Here is a 16,999-nt window from a genome sequence, read left to right on the forward strand (position 1 = left end):
GACGTGACTGTGATCCAGAAGAAGGCCGACAACCCGATCGCCCACCTCACCGCCGAGGACATCGAGACCCTCGGCAAGGAACTCGACGCCATCCGGGAACGCGTGATCGCCTCCCGGGGCGAGCGGGACGCCGCGTACATCCGCAAGGTCATCTCGACGCAGCGGAAGCTGGAGATCGGCAGCCGCGTGGTGCTGCTGTTCTCGCTCTTCCCGCCGGCCTGGATCGTCGGCACCGCCGGGCTCTCGGTGGCGAAGATCCTGGACAACATGGAGATCGGGCACAACATCCTGCACGGCCAGTGGGACTGGATGCGGGACCCGAAGATCCACTCGACCAGCTGGGACTGGGACCACGTCGCACCGGCCGACCAGTGGAAGCAGTCACACAACGAGCTGCACCACCGCTACACGAACGTGGTCGGCAAGGACAACGACCTCGGCTACGGCATCATGCGGGTCGACGAGGACCAGCCCTGGCACCCGGCTCACCTCGGGCAGCCGCTGTACAACTTCCTCAACGCCTGCTTCTTCGAGTACGGCATCGCCGCATACGACCTCGACCTGGGGAACAAGCTCAAGAACGGGGGCCACAAGGACCCCGAGTTCCGCACCAAGGTCCGCGCGGTCGGCCGGAAGATCCGCCGCCAGGTCCTCAAGGACTACCTGCTGTTCCCGCTGCTGTCCGGCCCGTCGTTCCTGCACACCCTGGCTGCCAACTTCACCGCGAACCTGATCCGCAACTGGTGGAGCCACTCGGTCATCATGTGCGGGCACTTCCCGGAGGGGGTGGAGACCTTCGAGAAGACCTCGATCGAGGGTGAGACCCGGGGGGAGTGGTACGTGCGGCAGATGCTCGGCTCGGCCAACATCAGCGGCAGCCGGCTGCTGCACATCATGACCGGCAACCTGTCGTACCAGATCGAGCACCATCTCTTCCCCGACCTCCCGAGCAACCGTTACCAGGAGATCGCGCCGGAGGTGCGCGCGCTGTTCGACCGGTACGGGCTGAAGTACACCACCGGCTCGCTGCCCCGGCAGGTCTTCTCCGCGTGGCGGAAGGTCTTCCGGCTCGCCCTGCCGAACCGCCGCCAGCCGGCACCCCCGGCCACCTCGCTCGAGGACCCCGTCGACCACCCCACCCCAACCCTCGTAGCCGCCTGACCGCCGCGCCGCGACCTCGCGCCGCCGCCGCCGTTTCGGACAACTTCAGGGTTGTTGGCCCCGCTGACCCAGCAACAACCCTGAAGTTGCTCACCACGAGCGTCCCTGGTGGTGGGGTGGGTGGGTCGGGGTCAGCGGCGGTTGGGGTAGTTGTGGGCGGACTGGCGGCCCTTGACGAAGGCCAGCACGATCACCACGGCCAGCGCGATGAGGCCGATGATGACCAGCCAGCGGACCGCTTCGAGGAGCAGCCCGAGCAGGACCAGCGCCCCGGCGACCACGCCGACGACCCAGAGCATGGCACGCATCTCCACCTCCCAACCGGCCGCCCGGCCGGTCCGGGCGCGATTGCCGAACCGGCTACCCGTTTCCACCCGGATGATGCCGTCTGTGTGGGTGCACAACCCGGCCGCACTGGGCGCGCGGCGCTCGGAGACTGTGGGGGAGGTGCCCGAAGGAGCGCGTCAGGGCGGGCCTCAGCCGGGAAGCTGCCCCAGGTAGACGGTGTTGGCCGACTCGCCACCGGTAAGCGGGTTGGCGAACCGCACCACGTGACTGTGGTGGGTGGGGAACACGGCGGCCAGGTTGGCTTCGAAGTCCGGGTCCGGTGGGTCGTCCGACCAGAGCGCGAAAACGCCGCCCGGATGCAGCAGCCGCGCCAGCCGGCGCAACCCGTCGGGCCGGTAGAACGCGGCGTGGCTCGGATGCAGCGGGTGCCGGGGGGAGTGGTCGACGTCCAGCAGCACCGCGTGGAAACGACGCCCGGCGTCGTCGGGGTCGAGACCGTCCGGCCCGGCCACCCGGGCGAAGAAGTCGGCCCGCACCAGCCGGGTACGCGGGTCCGTGGCCAACCCCGCGGCGAAGGGCAGCAGGCCGCGCCGGTGCCAGTCGATGACGTCCTCGACCGCCTCCACCACCAGCAGGGAGGCGACCCGGTCGTCCGCCAGTGCGGTCCGGGCGGTGTAGCCGAGGCCCAGCCCGCCGACGACGACGTCGAGGCGGTCACCGGCCAGCGGCGCCAACCCCAACCGGGCCAGCTCGACCTCACCGGCCGTGAACAGGCTCGACATCAGGAACTCGTCGTCGAGCTTGACCTCGTACACGTCCAGGTCGAGCCGGGGATCGCGACGTCGGCGCAGACTGATCTCGCCGATCGGTGTCGGTCGCCAGGCCAGTTCCTCGAAACGTACGCTCACCGCCGGGATGCTACCGGCCGGTGAGCCGCCGCGAGCGGCGTGACGCACGGTCCTCGGGACATCGACGCAGCGCATATCCTGTGCCCCGATCGTCTCGCCGGAGGGAAAGCGATGCCGTCGCGGCAGGATCAGCTGCACTCGTACCAGTTCAACGTCCAGCGGACGGTGGCCGCGCTGGTGACCCGGGAGACCGATCCGGCGCAGTCACCGATGCGCCGGCTCGCCGGAGCCGGGATGGCCAGCGTGCTGGTGGCGGTCATCGGGCTGGGTGCCGCCGCCCTGTACGGCCTCTTCACCGGCGGCGGCACGAAATGGCGCGACGCCGGTGTGGTAATCGTCGAGAAGGAGTCCGGCGCCCGGTTCGTCTACCGGGACGAGAAGCTGCATCCGGTGCTCAACTACGCCTCCGCGCTGCTCATCATCGGCGCGCAGCGGCCGAGGACCGTACTGGTGTCCCGCCGGTCGATCGACGGGGTGCCCAGGGGGCTGCCGTTGGGCATCCGCGACGCCCCCGACTCGCTGCCTCCGGCGGCCCGGCTGGCCACCGCACCGTGGACGGTCTGCTCGGTGCCCCCGACCGAGCACGGAGCAGTGGCACGGTCGGTGCTGCTGGTGGGCGTCGACGGCACCGGCAGCCGACCGCTGGGCCGGGACGCACTGCTGCTGCGTGATCCCGACGACCGGCTGCACCTGCTCTGGCAGCAGCGGCGTCACCTCATCCGGGACACCGACCGGGTGCTGGCCGCGCTCGCGACCACCCGCTCGCGGTCCGTCCCGGTGGCCGCCGCCCTGCTCAACTCGGTGCCTGCCGGCCTCGACCTGGCCCCACTCAACCCGCCGCACCTGGGCCGGCGGTCCACCCGGGTCGCCGAGGCCCGGATCGGTGACGTGCTGGTGGTGCGCAACTCCGGCGGCGGGCGGCAGTACGCGGTGGTGCTGCGCGACGGGCTCGCCGGCATCACCGAGCTACAGGCCAGCCTGCTGCTCGCCCGTACCGGTCAGCGGGAGCCGGAGCAGATCAGCCTCGGCCGGTTCGCCGCCCTGCCGCAGCTGCCCGACCTCGTCCCCGCCGGTCCCGATGCGCCGCCGGCTGCCCCGCCCCGGCTGGCCACGCCGGACCCGTCGAACATCTGCGCGCGGGTCGGCGACGACACCGGCGCGGTCGAGCTGCGGCTGGGTGTGGAACTGCCGCCGCTGGCCCGGGCGGCGGTACAGCCGACCGACGCGACGACCGCTGACCACGTGCTCGTGGAGCCGGGACGAGGCGCGGTCGTCGAATCGGTCGCCACGCCGGGTGCCACCGGCGGCGCGATCTCCGTGGTGACCGACCTCGGCCGCCGGTACGCGCTCGCCGGCCCCGAGGTGACCGGCATGCTCGGCTACGCGGACGTGCAGCCCGTCCGACTGCCCGCAGGCGTGGTCAGCCTCGTACCCGCCGGTGCGTCGCTCGACCCGGATGCGGCCCGCCAGCGCGCCGCCCCTGCCTGACCTGCTCGGACGCGCGCCGCGGAAGTGGTAGGAAATTTCTCGGCGCGGGCTGTCGAATCCGGTGACTCCCGCTCGTCGCACTGACGACAGCACGGCAGACCAACACCAAGGAGCAACCAGATGCGTACCCTGATCGCCACCGCGTTCGTCTCGCTCGACGGCGTCATCGAGGCACCCGGCGGAGAGCCGGGCTACCGCAACTCGGGCTGGACCTTCAACGACATCGCGTTCGACGAGGCCGCCTACGAGATCAAGGGCCGCGAACAGGACGAGGCCACGGCCATGATGATGGGCCGGGTCAGCTACCAGGCGTTCGCGCCGGTGTGGCCGGACATGACCGTCGAGTTCGCCGGCTACAACGCGATGCCGAAGTACGTCGTGTCCACCAGCCTCAAGGAGCAGGACCTGGTGTCCAACTGGGGGGAGATCGTCATTCTCCGGTCGCTGGACGACGTCGCCGCGCTGAAGCAGACCGAGGGCGGTCCGATCAGCATCCACGGCAGCGCCACGCTGAACCGGAACCTCTCCGACGCCGGCCTGATCGACCGCTATCACCTGCTGGTCTTCCCGGTCCTGCTCGGTGCGGGCAAGCGGCTGTTCTCCGACACGGACCGGGACAAGCAGAACCTCAAGCTCGTCGAGAGCCAGTCCTACGCCAACGGCATCCAGAAGCTGGTCTACGACGTCGTCCGCTGATCCGATCACGCCTTGCCGGTGACTCCGGTCCCGAGGTCGAGAGCTCCGGACCGGAGTCGTGGCGTGGGCGCGGGTCGACGTCGCCACCTCGGCGGCGACGTCGGTGGGTGTGGCAGCCCTAGGCAGCGTCCTGCGCCACGATCAGGTCGAGGTCGCGGACGCAGAAGCCGTGGTGCTCGTAGGTCTCGTTGAGCACCGTGCCGAGGCACTGCCGCACCGAGCGGCCCCGGGCGTACGGAGGCCAGACATCGTCGTCGGGCACCGGCGCTCGGGCGGCGAGTTGCACAGCGGTGACCTCGTCGAGCCAGGCTTCGAGTTCGGCGGCCTGGGCGTCACGCACGCTCACGATCTCGTCAAGATCCGGGTCGAGTGAGAGGTCGAGCCCGTGCGCGCTGCGGTACGGCTCGACGGTCGGCCCGATGCCCATCGGTGTGAACAGCTCCGTCGAGCCCAGGCAGCAGCGGCGGAACCACGAGTCGTGGACGAAGACGAGGTGACGCATCGTCTGTACCGCCGACCACTCGTCGTTCACGCTGCGGCGCTCGATGCCGGGCGTACGACGGATCCGCTCGATCGTGGCGGCCCAGGCGGCATGGAGCTGACGCGACGCCTCGCGCAGCTCGGCAGGGTTTTCGGAGCGGATCAACACCCGCACCGGATGGAGTCGGTCGAGTTCTGCCTCGACGTACCCGGTGACCTCGACACCGTTCACCACGAGGTTGCTGACGAGTCCGTCGATCACGGCATCCCGCATGACGACGCCCATCAGGCGTACCCCGGTCAGATCGCACTCGCGGAACTCCGCACCGTGCAGATCCTCGTCCACATACCGCCTCATGCTCCGCATGCTAGGCCCGAGCACCGACAAGCCAGGGGCCCTGGAGCGCCTCCCACGGCGCAGCCGAACCGGGACGACCGCTCAGCCGTGCCAGGAGTGCCAGAGGGCGGCGTAGGCGCCACCGGAGCTGACGAGTTCGTCGTGGCTGCCGAGTTCGGTGATGCGGCCGTCCTCCAGCACCGCCACCCGGTCGGCGTCGTGCGCGGTGTTGAGTCGGTGGGCGATGGCGATGACGGTACGCCCGTTGACCACGGCGGCGAGTGCCCGCTCGGTGCGTCGGGCGGTCGTCGGGTCGAGCGCGGCGGTCGCCTCGTCGAGGATCAGGGTGTGCGGGTCGGCGAGCACCAGCCGGGCCAGCGCGAGCTGTTGGGCGTCGGCGGCACCAAGTTCGCGGGCACCGTCGCCGAGTTGTGTGTCGAGTCCGTCGGACAGGTCGGCGTACCAGTCGGCGCTCACGGCTGCCAGTGCGGCGCGCATCTGCGCGTCGGACGCGTCGGGTGCGGCGAAGGCGAGATTGTCGCGCAGCGTACCGATGAAGACGTGGTGTTCCTGGGTGACGAGGGCGATCCGGCGACGTCGCTCGGCCGGGTCGAGGTCGGTGACCGCAACGCCGTCGAGGCTCACCAAGCCTTCGCGTGGCACGTCTATACCGGCGAGCAGCCGGGCGAGGGTGGACTTTCCCGCGCCCGAAGGGCCGACGATGGCGAGGCGCTCTCCGGGGCGCACCACCAGGTCGATCCCGTGCAGCACGTCGGGGCCGTCGGCGTACGAGAAGTGGGCGCCGCGCACGACGAGTTGCCCGGACCGGGCGGTCGCCGGGCCGCGCGGTCGCGGTGTCCCGGCGGTGACCGGGGTGGCGGCGGGTTCGCTCTGCTGGCCGACACCGAGCACCCGGGCGAACGAGGCGAGGCCGCGTTGGGCCTGTTCCATCCATAGCAGCAGTCGATCCAGCGGCTCGATCGCCTGCTGAAGGTAGAGCGCCGCGGCGACCACCTCGCCGAGGGTCACCATGCCACGGTCCAGCAGAAAGCCGCCGAACAGCAGCACCACCGCGATCGGAAGTGCGTAACTCGCCTCCACCACCGGGAAGAAGACCGACCGCAGCGCCAGGGTGGCCCGGCGGGTGGCCCACACCCGGCCGATGCGCTGCCTGCCGTGCGCGATGCGGTCGGCACCGAGGCGGAGCGCCTCGACGGTGCGGGCACCCTCCGCGGTCGTGGTCAGCGCCTCGGTCAGCTCGGCTGTCGCGGCACCTTCGGCAAGGTACGCCGGCCTGGCGCGACGCAGGTACCAGCGGGCGACCGCGACGATCGACGGTAGCCCGGTCAGGGCGACCAGCCCGAGCAGCGGGTGCAGCAGGAAGATCGCGCCGAAGAGCAGTGACAACTGCGTTCCGGCGATGACCATGACGGGCACCACATCCCGCACGGTGGTCCCGACAGTCGTCACGTCCACCGAGCTGCGGGTGGCGAGTTCGCCGGTGCCGGCCCGCTCGATGACGGCGATGGGCAGGTCGAGCGTTCGCGCGACGAACGCCTCGCCGAGCCGGGCGACGGCGCGTTCGCCGAATCGGTGACCGGCGTACTGGGCGTACCGGGTGAGCAGCCCGTGGGCCAGCACGCAGCCGCCGATCGCGAGGGCCAGGCGGTCCACCGCGGCGGCGCCGCCACCGGCGGCGACCTCGTCCACGATCCGGCCCAGCAGCCACGGCGTGGCGAGCCCGGCGACCGCGGCGGCGCCGTGCAGCACCAGTACGACGGCGACCGCGCGACGGTCGGCGGCGATGAGGCCCAGCGCGGCGCGGCGGACGACCTTTCGGTTCGCGACGGGCAGCCCGCTCACCGAAGTGACCTGTCGGCGTCGGCGGACTCGCTGTCCCGGGACACCAGGGCCCGGTAGCTCGGGTCGCGTTCGAGTAGCTCGGTGTGGCTGCCGGCGGCGATGATCCGATCGTGGCGCAGGTGTGCGACCAGGTCGGCGCGACCGAGCAGCAGCGGTGAGGTGGTCAGCACGACCGTGGTTCGTCCGGCCCGCGCCGCCCGGAGCCGCTGCGCGATGCGCGCCTCGGTGTGCGCGTCCACGGCCGAGGTCGGGTCGATGAGGATCAGCACGTCCGGTTCGGCGAGCAGAGCGCGGGCCAGGCGTACGCGTTGCCGCTGGCCGCCGGAGAGGGTCCGGGCCCGCGTACCGACCGGCATCGCCAGCCCGTCGGGGTGGGCGTCGACCACATCCTCCGCCGACGCCGTGCGCAGCGCCGTGCCCAGGTCGGTGTCGCTGGCGCCCGCCCGGACGCGCAGGACCTCGCGCAGGGTCCCGGCGAAGAGGTAGGAGTCGTGGTCGGCGACGAGGATCCGGGCCCGCACCTCGTCCAGCGCGATGCTGGTCAGCGGTACGCCACCCCAGGTCACCTCGCTGGCGACGAACCGCCCCAGCCGGTCGGCCAACGCGTTCGCCTTGGCCGGGTCGTCGGCGGCGACGGCCAGCAGTCGCCCGGCGGGCACGGTCAGCCCGGTCGCGGGATCGTGCAGGCCGGCGGGCCGGTCCGGCGGGGGAGGGGCCTGCGTCCCGCCGATCGGCGCCGGGGGGCCGGCCTCGTCCGGCCTCAGGTTGAGCAGTGCGACGATCCGGCGGGCGGCAACCCGCCCCCGGATCACCTGGTAGCTGCCTTCGAGCAGGAACCACACCGGCACGATGAGCACCGCCACGTATCCGTAGACGGCCACCATCTGCCCGATGGTGATGTCACCGGCCGAGGCCATCCGCGCCGCCAGCCACACCACGGCGGCCAGGAACACGCCCGGAATGACGATCGTCAGCGACTCGATCCAGCTGTTCACTGCGCCGACCCGGTACCCCTCGGCCAGCAGCCGTTGCGAACGGGCCGCGTACCGGCGGGCGAACAGTCCCCGCCCACCGACCCCGGCGAGCACGCGCAGCCCGGCCACGATGTCGGCGGCGCGGGTGGTGAGCAGGCCCTGCTGGTGACGGTAGACCGACTCGACCCGTTCGAGGCGGCGCAGCAGCGGCCCGACCAGCAGGACCACCGCCGGCACGCCGAGCAGCACGAACACCGCCAGCAACGGGGACACCGACCACAGCAGAAGGGCGACGAAGACGTACGCGAGGACGGCTCCCACGCCCGGCCCGGTCATCGTCAGCACCGCAGAGGTGTGGGTGATGTCTGCACCGCCCACGGTGGCGACCTCCCCGGCGGCGAGCCTGCGGGGCAGCACGGCACCGATCCGGGACAGGTGCCGCAGCAGGACGGCGGCGGACCGGGCCGACGCGTCCTCCCGGACGAACGTCATCGTGCGGTGCCGCATGATGCCCAGGCACGCCAGGACCATCCCGGCGACCACGATCGCGGCCACCCACCGCAGCAGCGTCCGGTGGTCGGCGGGGCGCAGCCCGTCGTCGATGGCACGGGCGACGAGGTACGGCCGGACCGACAACCCGAGCATCCAGGCCGTGCCGATGAGGCCGCCGCGCAGCACCCGCCACGGCTGACAGCGGACCAGCCACCAGATGTACCTCAGTGGCCCCCTCGTGTCCGGCGTGCCCGGCTCGGCATGAGGGAGCTGTGGGGGCATCCGTACAGGTTACGATCCGCCTCAGGACGCCTCCACGCCAATATCCGCCGCAGTGGCGGACTCGCCGGGCCGGGGGAGCGGCGATCAGGCGGGACGGCGCAGGATGGTGACGGCGAAGTCCGCGTCGTCGCGCCACGGGCGCAGGTCCCAGGTGGCGAAGCGGTGTTCCAGGCGCAGCCCGGCACCGACCGCGTCGGCGTCGAAGTCGGTAAGCGGATACCCCCGGTCGGTGCCGAATCCGACCGCGACCACGCCGTCCGGCCGCAGGTGCGCGGCGACCCGGCTGAGCACCTGACGCTCGGTGCCGGCGGCGACGAAGGCCAGCACGTTCCCGGCGAGCACCGCCGCGTCGAACGGCTCGCCCTCGCCGGCCGTCGCGAGATCCAGTTCGGCCAGGTCGGCGACGAGCCAGCGGGGCGTCGGATGATCGGCGCGGGCCGCGTCGATCAGAACCGGGTCGGCGTCCACCCCGACCACCGTGTGCCCACGCGCGGCCAACTCGGCGCCCACCCGACCGGTGCCGCAGCCGGCGTCGAGGATCCGGGAGGCCGGCGGCACCAGCGTGTCGAGCAGCCGGGCCTCCCCGGCCAGGTCCGCACCTTCGGCCGCCAACTGCCGGAACCGGTTGACGTACCACTGCGAGTGCTCGGGACCGGTGTCGGTGGCCCAACGGGTCGGATTGTTCATGTCTGCACCGTATCCGGGCCGGCTCAGGGAAGCCGTCCGGCGGCCGGAACAGACGAACGGTAGGTATCCGGAGGCCATCTCGCGCGCTACCATGTCGTGACTCATGGTGAACCGAACTGTTCCGCCGGCGAGGCCGGGCCTGGCTGTAGGCGCTGATGCCGTCGGCGAACATGGTCGGCTGTGGGAGTTGGCCCGCACCACCCTCGACGGCAATTGGGCGGGCGGACACACGGTGCCGTCACGCACCCTGTACCCGCACCAGTGGAGCTGGGACTCCGCCTTCATCGCGATCGGCTGGGCCCACCTTCGTCCGGACCGCGCCTGGTCCGAGCTGACCAGCCTGTTCCACGCCCAGTGGCGCGACGGCCGGGTGCCGCACATCGTGTTCAACCCGGCCGTGTCCGGCAGCGCCTACTTTCCCGGGCCGGGATTCTGGTCGTCGTCGTCCGTCGAGGGGACGCCCCCGATGGCCACGTCCGGCCTGGTGCAGCCGCCCGTGCACGCACTGGCCGCCTGGCACGCGTACCGTCGCGTGCCGTCGGAGGAAAGCCGTGCCGCGTTGCGCCGGCTCTATCCGCACCTGGTGGCGCAGCAGCGCTACCTCGCCACCTGCCGCGATGTCGGTGGCGCCGGGCTGGCCAGCATCGTGCACCCGTGGGAGTCCGGACTGGACAACAGCCCGGCCTGGGACGCACCGATGTCCGCGGTGCCGGCGGAGGCGGCGGTGCTGCGCGCGTACCGGCGTCGCGACACCGTGCACGCCGATCCCGCCCACCGACCCACCGACCTGGACTACGCGCGGTACGTCACCATCGTCACCGCGTACCGTGCTGGCGGTTACCGCGACGACGGCCTGGCCGACCGGCATCCGTTCCTGGTGGAGTGTCCGTTGTTCAACGCGGCGATGGGCGCCTCGGAGTCGGCGCTCGCCGGGATCGCCGAGGTGATCGGCGCCGACCCGGGCCCGCACCGGGAGCGGGCGGTCGCGATCACCGAGGCCGTGGTGACCCGGTTGTACGACCCGGACAGCGGCACCTTCCACCCGCGTGACCTGCGTACCGGCCGACTGACGCCGGCCCGTACGGTGCTCGGCCTGGCCCCGCTGATCCTGCCCGGCCTGCCGGCGCGACAGGTCGAGGCGGTGCTCGCCGAGGCCCGCTCGGCCCGCTTCGGTGTCGCCGCCCGGATGGACCGGCCACTGCCCAGCCACGACCGCACCGGCACCGACTTCGAGCCGCTGCGTTACTGGCGCGGCCCGAGCTGGATGAACGTCACCTGGCTGATCCGGCGTGGACTGCTGAGGCACGGACACGACAGGTTGGCGGCCGGACTGCGCTCCTCGATGATCGACCTGGTTGCCGCGGCCGGTTGCCACGAGTACTTCCATCCGGACACCGGTGCCGGCCTGGGCTCACCGGCGTTCAGTTGGACGGCGGCCCTGCTGCTGGACGTGCTGGCCGACTGACCGGTGCGGCGAGACCTGCCGGTGCCCTGCCCGGGGTGGCGCGGCGGGTGGCGCTGCGCGGGGGGCAGGTAGGTTGCTGTCCAGGGTCGGCCGGCTGCCGCGCCGGTTTCCGGCGGAACCGTGACCGGGTGACCCGGTTGGACGGGAGGGACGCGCACATGAGCCGGGACAGCTTCGACGAGCAGCTCGACCGGCTCACCGGCGTACTGGCGTTGATGAGCCGGGACGCCGGCGCGGCGATCCGGGGAGCCAGCACCGCGCTGCTGGAGGCGGACCGGGGTGCGGCCGAGGCGGTGCTCGCCGGTGACGCCGTGCTGGACGCCCGGCGGGCCGAGGTGGAGGCGATGATCCCCGAGGTGCTGGTACGGCACCAGCCGGTCGCCTCGGACCTGCGCCTGGTGGTGTGCGCGCTGCGGATCGCCGGTGCCCTGGAACGGATGGGTGACCTCGCGGTGCACGTCGCGAAGGTCGCGCTGCGCCGGCACCCGATCGCGGTGGTCCCGGAGCCGGCGATGCCGGTGATGACGGCGCTGGCCGAGGCGGCGGCGCGGGTGGCGGACAAGTGCGCGGTCGTGCTCGCCACCCAGGACCGGCTCGACGCGATGCAGCTCGGGCTGGACGACGACGAGGTCGACGCCGCGCAGGAACGCCTGCTGTCGCTGCTCGTCTCCGGCTGGCCGTACGGGGTGGAGTCCGCGATCGACCTGGCCCTGCTCGGCCGTTACTACGAGCGCTACGCCGACCAAGCGGTGAACGTCGCCCGCCAGGTCGTCTACCTGGTGACCGGCACCATCCGGCTCTGACGAGGCGCGCGAGGGCCAGCAGGCGGCGTACAAAAATCCGGACATCCGGTACGGCGCGTTCGCAACGTCACATCCCGGCTCCCAGGTGGCCACCACCGAGCCGGCAAGTTCACTTTTCGTTCACCTGGGTCCGGGAGTCCGGCTACCTGCGCCTCCTAACTTGACTCGCGTACGGCCCGGACGGGCTGATGCACCCCGATAGAGAGGCTTACCTGGTGAACCGCAACGTGCTTTCGCGGCGCGTCCTTGCTGGCGTCGCGCTTGCCGCGCTCGCGCTTACCGGCTGTGGTAGCAACGACAACAGCTCGGAGCCGGGCGGCAGCGGCGGCGACAGCGCCTACGCCGACCTGTCCGGCGAGTTGAAGGCGTCGGGCGCCAGCTTCCCGGACGCTTACTACCAAGAGGTCATCGAAGCCTTCAAGAGCGAGGCCTCCGACGTGACGGTCAACTACAACTCGACCGGCTCCGGCACCGGCAAGAAGCAGTTCGGTGAGGGTCTGGTCGACTTCGCCGGCACCGACAGCCTGGTGAAGGACACCGACGGCGTGACCGCCGGCTCGTTCCTCTACGTGCCGACGGTGGCGGCCCCGATCACGGTCTCCTACAACCTTGAGGGCGTCGACAAGCTCCAGCTCAGCCCGGAGACGCTCGCCAAGATCTTCCAGACCGACATCAAGACCTGGGACGACGCGGCCATCAAGGCCGACAACCCGGGTGTCGAGCTGCCCAACACGCCGATCACCGTCGCGCACCGCTCGGACGGCTCCGGCACCACCAGCAACTTCACCAAGTACCTCGACGCCGCTGCCGCCGGCACCTGGAAGCTCGGCAGTGGTGACACGGTGGCCTGGCCGGCCAGCACGCAGGGCGGCGAGAAGAACACCGGTGTCGCCCAGATCGTGCAGCAGACCAACGGCGGCGTGGGCTACGTCGACCTGAGCGACGCCAAGGCCACCGGCCTCAAGTTCGCCGCCATCAAGAACAAGGACGGCCAGTTCGTCGAGCCGTCGCTGGAGGGCACCACCGCCGGCCTGGAAGGTGCCGAGATCGCCGAGGACCTGAGCTACAACCCGCTCAACGCCGCCGGTGCCTCCGCCTACCCGATCACCGCGCCGACCTTCATCATCGTCAAGACCTCCTACGACGACGCGAACAAGGCCGCGCTGGTCAAGGGCTTCCTCACCTACCTGCTCAACGACGGCCAGGAGTTGGCCGAGGAGGTCGACTTCGCACCGCTGCCGGCCTCCCTCAAGGAGAAGGCGCTGGCCCAGGTCGAGAAGATCCAGGGCTGATCAAATCAAGATCGCTAGGGCGTTCCAGCTGGGGACGGGATCACGTCGATCCCGTCCCTAGCGGGGTACCTGAGCTGGAGTGAAGATGACCTTGACGAACAATCCCCCCGCCGCCAAGCCGACGTTGACCCAGCGCGGCAGCAGCGCCCTCGGCGACCGCGTCTTCTCCTGGTGGACGCTCGGCACCGGCCTGCTGGTGCTGGCCATCCTCGGGCTGATCCTGATCACCACCGTCCGGGAAGCCTGGCCCGCGTTCGACGCGATGGGCCTGCGCTTCATCACCGAGCGGGTCTGGGACCCGAACCCGGCCACCGGGGACGCCATCTTCGGCGCGCTGTCGTTCGCGTACGGCACCGCGGTCTCGTCGCTTATCGCGTTGCTGTTCGCGGTGCCGGTCTCGGTCGGCATCGCGCTGTTCCTGACCGAGTTGGCACCGCGTCGGCTGCGCGGCCCGGCGGTGACCGTGATCGACCTGCTGGCCGCCGTACCGTCGGTGGTCTTCGGCCTCTGGGGCATCCTGGTCGTGGCACCCGCCCTGGTCCCGATCTACCAGTGGATGCACGACGTCCTCGGTGGCATACCGCTGCTCGGCCGCCTCTTCGGCCCGGTGGCCAGCGGCCGGAATTTCATGACCGCCGGCCTGATTCTCGCGATCATGGTCACGCCGATCATCACCTCGATCACCCGCGAGGTGTTCAGCACGGTGCCGCGTGCCGACAAGGACGCCGCCCTCGCCCTGGGCGCCACCCGGTGGGAGATGATCCGGGGCGCGGTCTTCCCGCACAGCTTCGGTGGGGTCGTCGGCGCGGTCATGCTCGGCCTGGGCCGGGCGATGGGCGAGACGATCGCGGTCGCCCTGGTCATCGGCGGCGCCACAAACATCACCGCCAACCTGTTCGCCCCCGGCAACTCCATGGCCGCCGTCATCGTGCAGCAGTTCGGTGAGTCCACCGGCACCTTCACCGCCGCGCTGATCGGCCTCGGCGTCGTGCTGTTCGCGATGACGGTGCTGGTCAACCTGCTCGCCCAGGTGGTCGTCCGTCGGGCCGAAGCCCGGATGAAGGGAAGCGTCGCGTGACTCTCACCGCACCACCCGCCGCCCGCCCGGCCGCCGGCGGACCCGATTTGACCCGGGCGGCGCTCTCCGGCCGCCGTCGGTTCACCAACCACCTCGCCACGGCGGCCATCTGGTTCGCCGTGCTGCTCGCCGTCATCCCGCTGGCCCTGGTGACCTACACCGTCGTCGCCAAGGGCGGTGGGGTGATGAGCCTGTCGTTCCTGAACGAGGACATCCCCAACTCCTACCGCCGCGAAGGTGGTGGGATGGGCCCGGCGATCGTCGGCACGCTGCTCATCACCGGGATGGCCGCGTTGATGGCGATCCCGCTCGGCGTCTTCGGGGCGATCTACCTCAACGAGTACGGCAAACAACGGCCACTGGCCCGGATCATCCGGCTGATGTCCGACGTGATGACCGGCGTGCCGTCGATCGTGATGGGCCTGTTCATCTACATCTCCTGGGTGTTGCTCGTCGGTGAGCAGACCGGCTTCGCCGGCGCGTTGGCGCTGGCCTGCCTGATGCTGCCGGTGGTCATCCGCAGCAGCGAGGAGATGCTCCGGCTGGTCCCGGACGAGTTGCGGCAGGCGAGCATGGCGCTCGGTGCCCGCAAGTGGAAGACCACGCTGACCGTGGTGCTGCCGGCGGCGATCTCCGGGATCACCAGCGGCTCGCTGCTGGCCGTCGCCCGCGCGGCCGGTGAGACCGCCCCGATCATCATCGTCACCGGCATCGTCTTCTCGCCCAACTGGAACCTCTTCGACGGTTCCAACACGGCGCTGCCGGCGCAGATCTTCCGCAACGCCAGCCAGCCCTTCCCCGCCGCACAGGACCGGGCCTGGGGTGCGGCCCTGACGCTCATCGTGATCGTGCTCGGCTTCACGATCATCGCCCGATTCATCTCCAGCCGGTTCGCCATCAAGGAGCGCTGACATGGCCAGCAACGACACCAACCTCACCACCCGCCCGTCCGTGGCGGTGCACGCTCCCGGCACCACGACCTCCGGTGGCGAGTCCGCCGCCTCGGTGATGCAGCTGCGCGACGTCAGCGTCTACTACGGCAGCTACGAGGCGGTCCGCGGCACCAGCATGCCGATCCAGCAGAATCAGGTCACCGCGATGATCGGGCCGTCCGGCTGCGGCAAGTCCACGGTGCTGCGGGCGCTCAACCGGATGAACGACCCGATCCCCGGGGCCCGGGTCAGCGGCGACGTCCTCTTCCACGGCCAGGACCTGTACGCCAAGGACATCGACCCGATCCAGGTGCGTCGGCGCATCGGCATGGTGTTCCAGAAGCCCAACCCGTTCCCCAAGTCCATCTACGACAACGTCGCGTACGGGTTGCGGATCAACGGCATCAAGGGCCGCCTCGACGACCACGTCGAGGAGGCGCTGACCAAGGCCGCGCTCTGGGACGAGGTCAAGGACAAGCTGCGCAAGAGTGCCCTGGCGCTCTCCGGCGGCCAGCAGCAGCGGCTCTGCATCGCCCGGACGATCGCCGTCAAGCCCGAGGTGATCCTGATGGACGAGCCCTGCTCGGCCCTCGACCCGATCGCCACGGCGAAGATCGAGGATCTGATCTTCGAGCTGACGAACGACTACACCATCGTGATCGTCACGCACAACATGCAGCAGGCGGCCCGGGTCAGCCACTACACCGCGTTCTTCACCGCCGAGGTGGACGAGGCGCAGGAGCGGCACGGGCGGTTGGTCGAGTTCAGCCAGACCGGCAAGCTGTTCACCAACCCCGCGGACAAGCGCACGGAGGACTACATCACCGGTCGCTTCGGCTGAGGCCGAACGCGACGGTCGACGGTGGGTCGCCGTCGTTCGAGGGTGACCCACCGGGCGTGGCTGGCTCGTCGTGACGCCCGGCCGTGCCCTGCCGACCCGTCGCCGACCTGTAGTGCGGGGGAACGCCCTGCGCGACCGAGGGTGTCGCGGCGGGCCTGAGCTGAACCGGAGCCGGTGTGCGATGAACAATCTCGTCGAGGCCACCAGGGGTGACCATCGATCCGATGGGCGTTTCGTGCTGCTCGTGGTGGACGACGAGGAGAGCGTCGGTGCCGCGTTGGTCGCCCAGTTGGCCGACCACCGGGTACGCGGCCACCACTTCGCGCACGCCGCCGAGGCGCTGCTGGCCGCCGGGGCGCTGCAACCGGACGCGGCCGTGGTCGCCGCCGGGCTGGCCACCATGAGCTGCACCGAGTTGGTGCGGCTGCTCGCCCGCCGGGCCGGCATCCCCACGGTGGTCGGGGTGGGCGACGAGGACGGCGGGGTGGCCGCCGCCGCGCTCAAGGCCGGTGCCACGGCCTGCGTACGGCGTCCCTACCGGGCCGAGGAGGTGCTGCCGATCCTGCGGGCCATCCGCCCGGACACCTCCGGCGCCCTCGATCCGCCGATCGAACTGGGCGGGCTGCGGGTGGACCCGGCGACGTTCGAGGTGAGCCTGGACGGTCGGACGGTGGCGCTGCCGCTGAAGGAGTTCCGACTGCTCTACTTCTTCATGACCCACGCGGAGCGGACGGTCACCCGCGAGCAACTGCTCGCCGCCGTCTGGGGTGGTATCTCCGACGACACGTCGAACACCCTGACCGTGCACATCAAGCGGCTGCGCCGGCGACTGGCGCTGGACGGGGACCAGGCACCGATGATCGTGACCGTACGCGGCCTGGGCTACCGGTTCGTGCCCGCCCAGGCCACCGCAACGCCGTCGACGACGTGAG

General features: G+C 71.0%; 16 protein-coding genes. 10 read left to right on the top strand and 6 right to left on the bottom strand.

Features of this window, described 5'->3' with window-relative positions; all coding sequences use genetic code 11:
- Nucleotides 1-3 precede the first annotated feature (3 nt).
- Nucleotides 4-1,161 carry a fatty acid desaturase family protein gene (locus tag ACFY2A_RS11950; RefSeq protein WP_387170989.1) on the top strand — a complete coding sequence of 386 codons (1,158 nt, stop codon included), beginning with the start codon at nucleotides 4-6 and terminating at the stop codon, nucleotides 1,159-1,161.
- A gap of 131 nt (nucleotides 1,162-1,292) precedes the next feature.
- Here the strand turns inward: ACFY2A_RS11950 and ACFY2A_RS11955 are convergent, their stop codons facing one another.
- Both ACFY2A_RS11955 and ACFY2A_RS11960 read right to left on the bottom strand, forming a co-directional pair.
- Nucleotides 1,293-1,535, bottom strand: a complete 243-nt coding sequence (locus tag ACFY2A_RS11955; protein WP_363920928.1) for a hypothetical protein — start codon at nucleotides 1,533-1,535, stop codon at nucleotides 1,293-1,295.
- A gap of 102 nt (nucleotides 1,536-1,637) precedes the next feature.
- The gene (locus ACFY2A_RS11960) at nucleotides 1,638-2,357 is read right to left on the bottom strand and encodes a spermidine synthase (protein WP_387170991.1); all 720 of its coding nucleotides are present in this window, start codon (nucleotides 2,355-2,357) and stop codon (nucleotides 1,638-1,640) included.
- A gap of 111 nt (nucleotides 2,358-2,468) precedes the next feature.
- Here ACFY2A_RS11960 and eccB point away from each other — a divergent pair, with 111 nt between their 5' ends.
- Together eccB and ACFY2A_RS11970 are read left to right on the top strand one after the other, a co-directional pair.
- A complete protein-coding gene (gene eccB / locus ACFY2A_RS11965) occupies nucleotides 2,469-3,845 on the top strand; it encodes a type VII secretion protein EccB (protein WP_387170993.1) in 1,377 nt (458 codons plus the stop codon).
- Nucleotides 3,846-3,965: 120 nt separating this feature from the next.
- The gene (locus ACFY2A_RS11970; protein ID WP_387170995.1) at nucleotides 3,966-4,541 is read left to right on the top strand and encodes a dihydrofolate reductase family protein; all 576 of its coding nucleotides are present in this window, start codon (nucleotides 3,966-3,968) and stop codon (nucleotides 4,539-4,541) included.
- A 118-nt stretch (nucleotides 4,542-4,659) separates the two neighbouring features.
- On the opposite strand, the gene ACFY2A_RS11975 is transcribed toward ACFY2A_RS11970, so the two are convergent.
- The 4 genes from ACFY2A_RS11975 to ACFY2A_RS11990 all read right to left on the bottom strand — a co-directional run bounded on the left by ACFY2A_RS11975 (nucleotide 4,660) and on the right by ACFY2A_RS11990 (nucleotide 9,656).
- Nucleotides 4,660-5,379 (bottom strand): DinB family protein, encoded by a 720-nt coding sequence (locus ACFY2A_RS11975; RefSeq protein WP_387170997.1) that lies wholly within the window; start codon nucleotides 5,377-5,379, stop codon nucleotides 4,660-4,662.
- Between the two features lie 81 nt (nucleotides 5,380-5,460).
- Nucleotides 5,461-7,221, bottom strand: a complete 1,761-nt coding sequence (locus ACFY2A_RS11980) for an ABC transporter ATP-binding protein (RefSeq protein WP_387170999.1) — start codon at nucleotides 7,219-7,221, stop codon at nucleotides 5,461-5,463.
- Entirely contained in the window at nucleotides 7,218-8,969 is a 1,752-nt protein-coding gene (locus ACFY2A_RS11985) for an ABC transporter ATP-binding protein (RefSeq protein WP_387171001.1), read from the bottom strand. Before ACFY2A_RS11985 ends, ACFY2A_RS11980 begins: the two co-directional genes overlap by 4 nt.
- Nucleotides 8,970-9,053: 84 nt before the next feature.
- Nucleotides 9,054-9,656, bottom strand: a complete 603-nt coding sequence (locus ACFY2A_RS11990; RefSeq protein ID WP_363920540.1) for a class I SAM-dependent methyltransferase — start codon at nucleotides 9,654-9,656, stop codon at nucleotides 9,054-9,056.
- Nucleotides 9,657-9,759: 103 nt separating this feature from the next.
- Here ACFY2A_RS11990 and ACFY2A_RS11995 point away from each other — a divergent pair, with 103 nt between their 5' ends.
- The 7 genes from ACFY2A_RS11995 (at nucleotide 9,760) to ACFY2A_RS12025 (ending at nucleotide 16,998) form a co-directional block, all read left to right on the top strand.
- On the top strand, nucleotides 9,760-11,121 hold the full coding sequence (locus ACFY2A_RS11995) for a hypothetical protein (protein WP_387171004.1): 1,362 nt from the start codon (nucleotides 9,760-9,762) through the stop codon (nucleotides 11,119-11,121).
- Nucleotides 11,122-11,279: 158 nt separating this feature from the next.
- On the top strand, nucleotides 11,280-11,924 hold the full coding sequence (gene phoU, locus ACFY2A_RS12000; protein WP_387171006.1) for a phosphate signaling complex protein PhoU: 645 nt from the start codon (nucleotides 11,280-11,282) through the stop codon (nucleotides 11,922-11,924).
- Between the two features lie 215 nt (nucleotides 11,925-12,139).
- Nucleotides 12,140-13,216 (top strand): phosphate ABC transporter substrate-binding protein PstS, encoded by a 1,077-nt coding sequence (gene pstS, locus ACFY2A_RS12005; RefSeq protein WP_387171008.1) that lies wholly within the window; start codon nucleotides 12,140-12,142, stop codon nucleotides 13,214-13,216.
- An 85-nt stretch (nucleotides 13,217-13,301) separates the two neighbouring features.
- Nucleotides 13,302-14,294 (top strand): phosphate ABC transporter permease subunit PstC, encoded by a 993-nt coding sequence (gene pstC, locus ACFY2A_RS12010; RefSeq protein WP_363920546.1) that lies wholly within the window; start codon nucleotides 13,302-13,304, stop codon nucleotides 14,292-14,294.
- On the top strand, nucleotides 14,291-15,205 hold the full coding sequence (pstA, locus tag ACFY2A_RS12015; RefSeq protein WP_387171010.1) for a phosphate ABC transporter permease PstA: 915 nt from the start codon (nucleotides 14,291-14,293) through the stop codon (nucleotides 15,203-15,205). The genes pstC and pstA overlap by 4 nt, the downstream gene beginning before the upstream one ends.
- A gap of 1 nt (nucleotide 15,206) precedes the next feature.
- On the top strand, nucleotides 15,207-16,067 hold the full coding sequence (gene pstB / locus ACFY2A_RS12020; protein ID WP_363920551.1) for a phosphate ABC transporter ATP-binding protein PstB: 861 nt from the start codon (nucleotides 15,207-15,209) through the stop codon (nucleotides 16,065-16,067).
- 181 nt (nucleotides 16,068-16,248) lie between these two features.
- Complete coding sequence (locus ACFY2A_RS12025; protein WP_387171012.1) at nucleotides 16,249-16,998, top strand: winged-helix domain-containing protein; 750 nt, start codon at nucleotides 16,249-16,251, stop codon at nucleotides 16,996-16,998.
- The last annotated feature ends 1 nt before the right edge of the window (nucleotide 16,999 follow it).

Origin of the sequence: Micromonospora sp. NPDC000442 (genome assembly GCF_042898635.1) — a bacterium.
GTDB lineage: Bacteria > Actinomycetota > Actinomycetes > Mycobacteriales > Micromonosporaceae > Micromonospora.

Bases quoted from the DNA above. Each gene is read 5' to 3' on its own strand.
- eccB (WP_387170993.1), top strand. From the start codon at position 2,469: ATGCCGTCGCGGCAGGATCAGCTGCACTCGTACCAGTTCAACGTCCAG.
- ACFY2A_RS11970 (WP_387170995.1), top strand. From the start codon at position 3,966: ATGCGTACCCTGATCGCCACCGCGTTCGTCTCGCTCGACGGCGTCATC.
- ACFY2A_RS11975 (WP_387170997.1), bottom strand. From the start codon at position 5,379: ATGAGGCGGTATGTGGACGAGGATCTGCACGGTGCGGAGTTCCGCGAG.
- ACFY2A_RS11985 (WP_387171001.1), bottom strand. From the start codon at position 8,969: ATGCCCCCACAGCTCCCTCATGCCGAGCCGGGCACGCCGGACACGAGG.
- ACFY2A_RS11990 (WP_363920540.1), bottom strand. From the start codon at position 9,656: ATGAACAATCCGACCCGTTGGGCCACCGACACCGGTCCCGAGCACTCG.
- ACFY2A_RS11995 (WP_387171004.1), top strand. From the start codon at position 9,760: ATGGTGAACCGAACTGTTCCGCCGGCGAGGCCGGGCCTGGCTGTAGGC.
- phoU (WP_387171006.1), top strand. From the start codon at position 11,280: ATGAGCCGGGACAGCTTCGACGAGCAGCTCGACCGGCTCACCGGCGTA.
- pstC (WP_363920546.1), top strand. From the start codon at position 13,302: ATGACCTTGACGAACAATCCCCCCGCCGCCAAGCCGACGTTGACCCAG.
- pstB (WP_363920551.1), top strand. From the start codon at position 15,207: ATGGCCAGCAACGACACCAACCTCACCACCCGCCCGTCCGTGGCGGTG.
- ACFY2A_RS12025 (WP_387171012.1), top strand. From the start codon at position 16,249: ATGAACAATCTCGTCGAGGCCACCAGGGGTGACCATCGATCCGATGGG.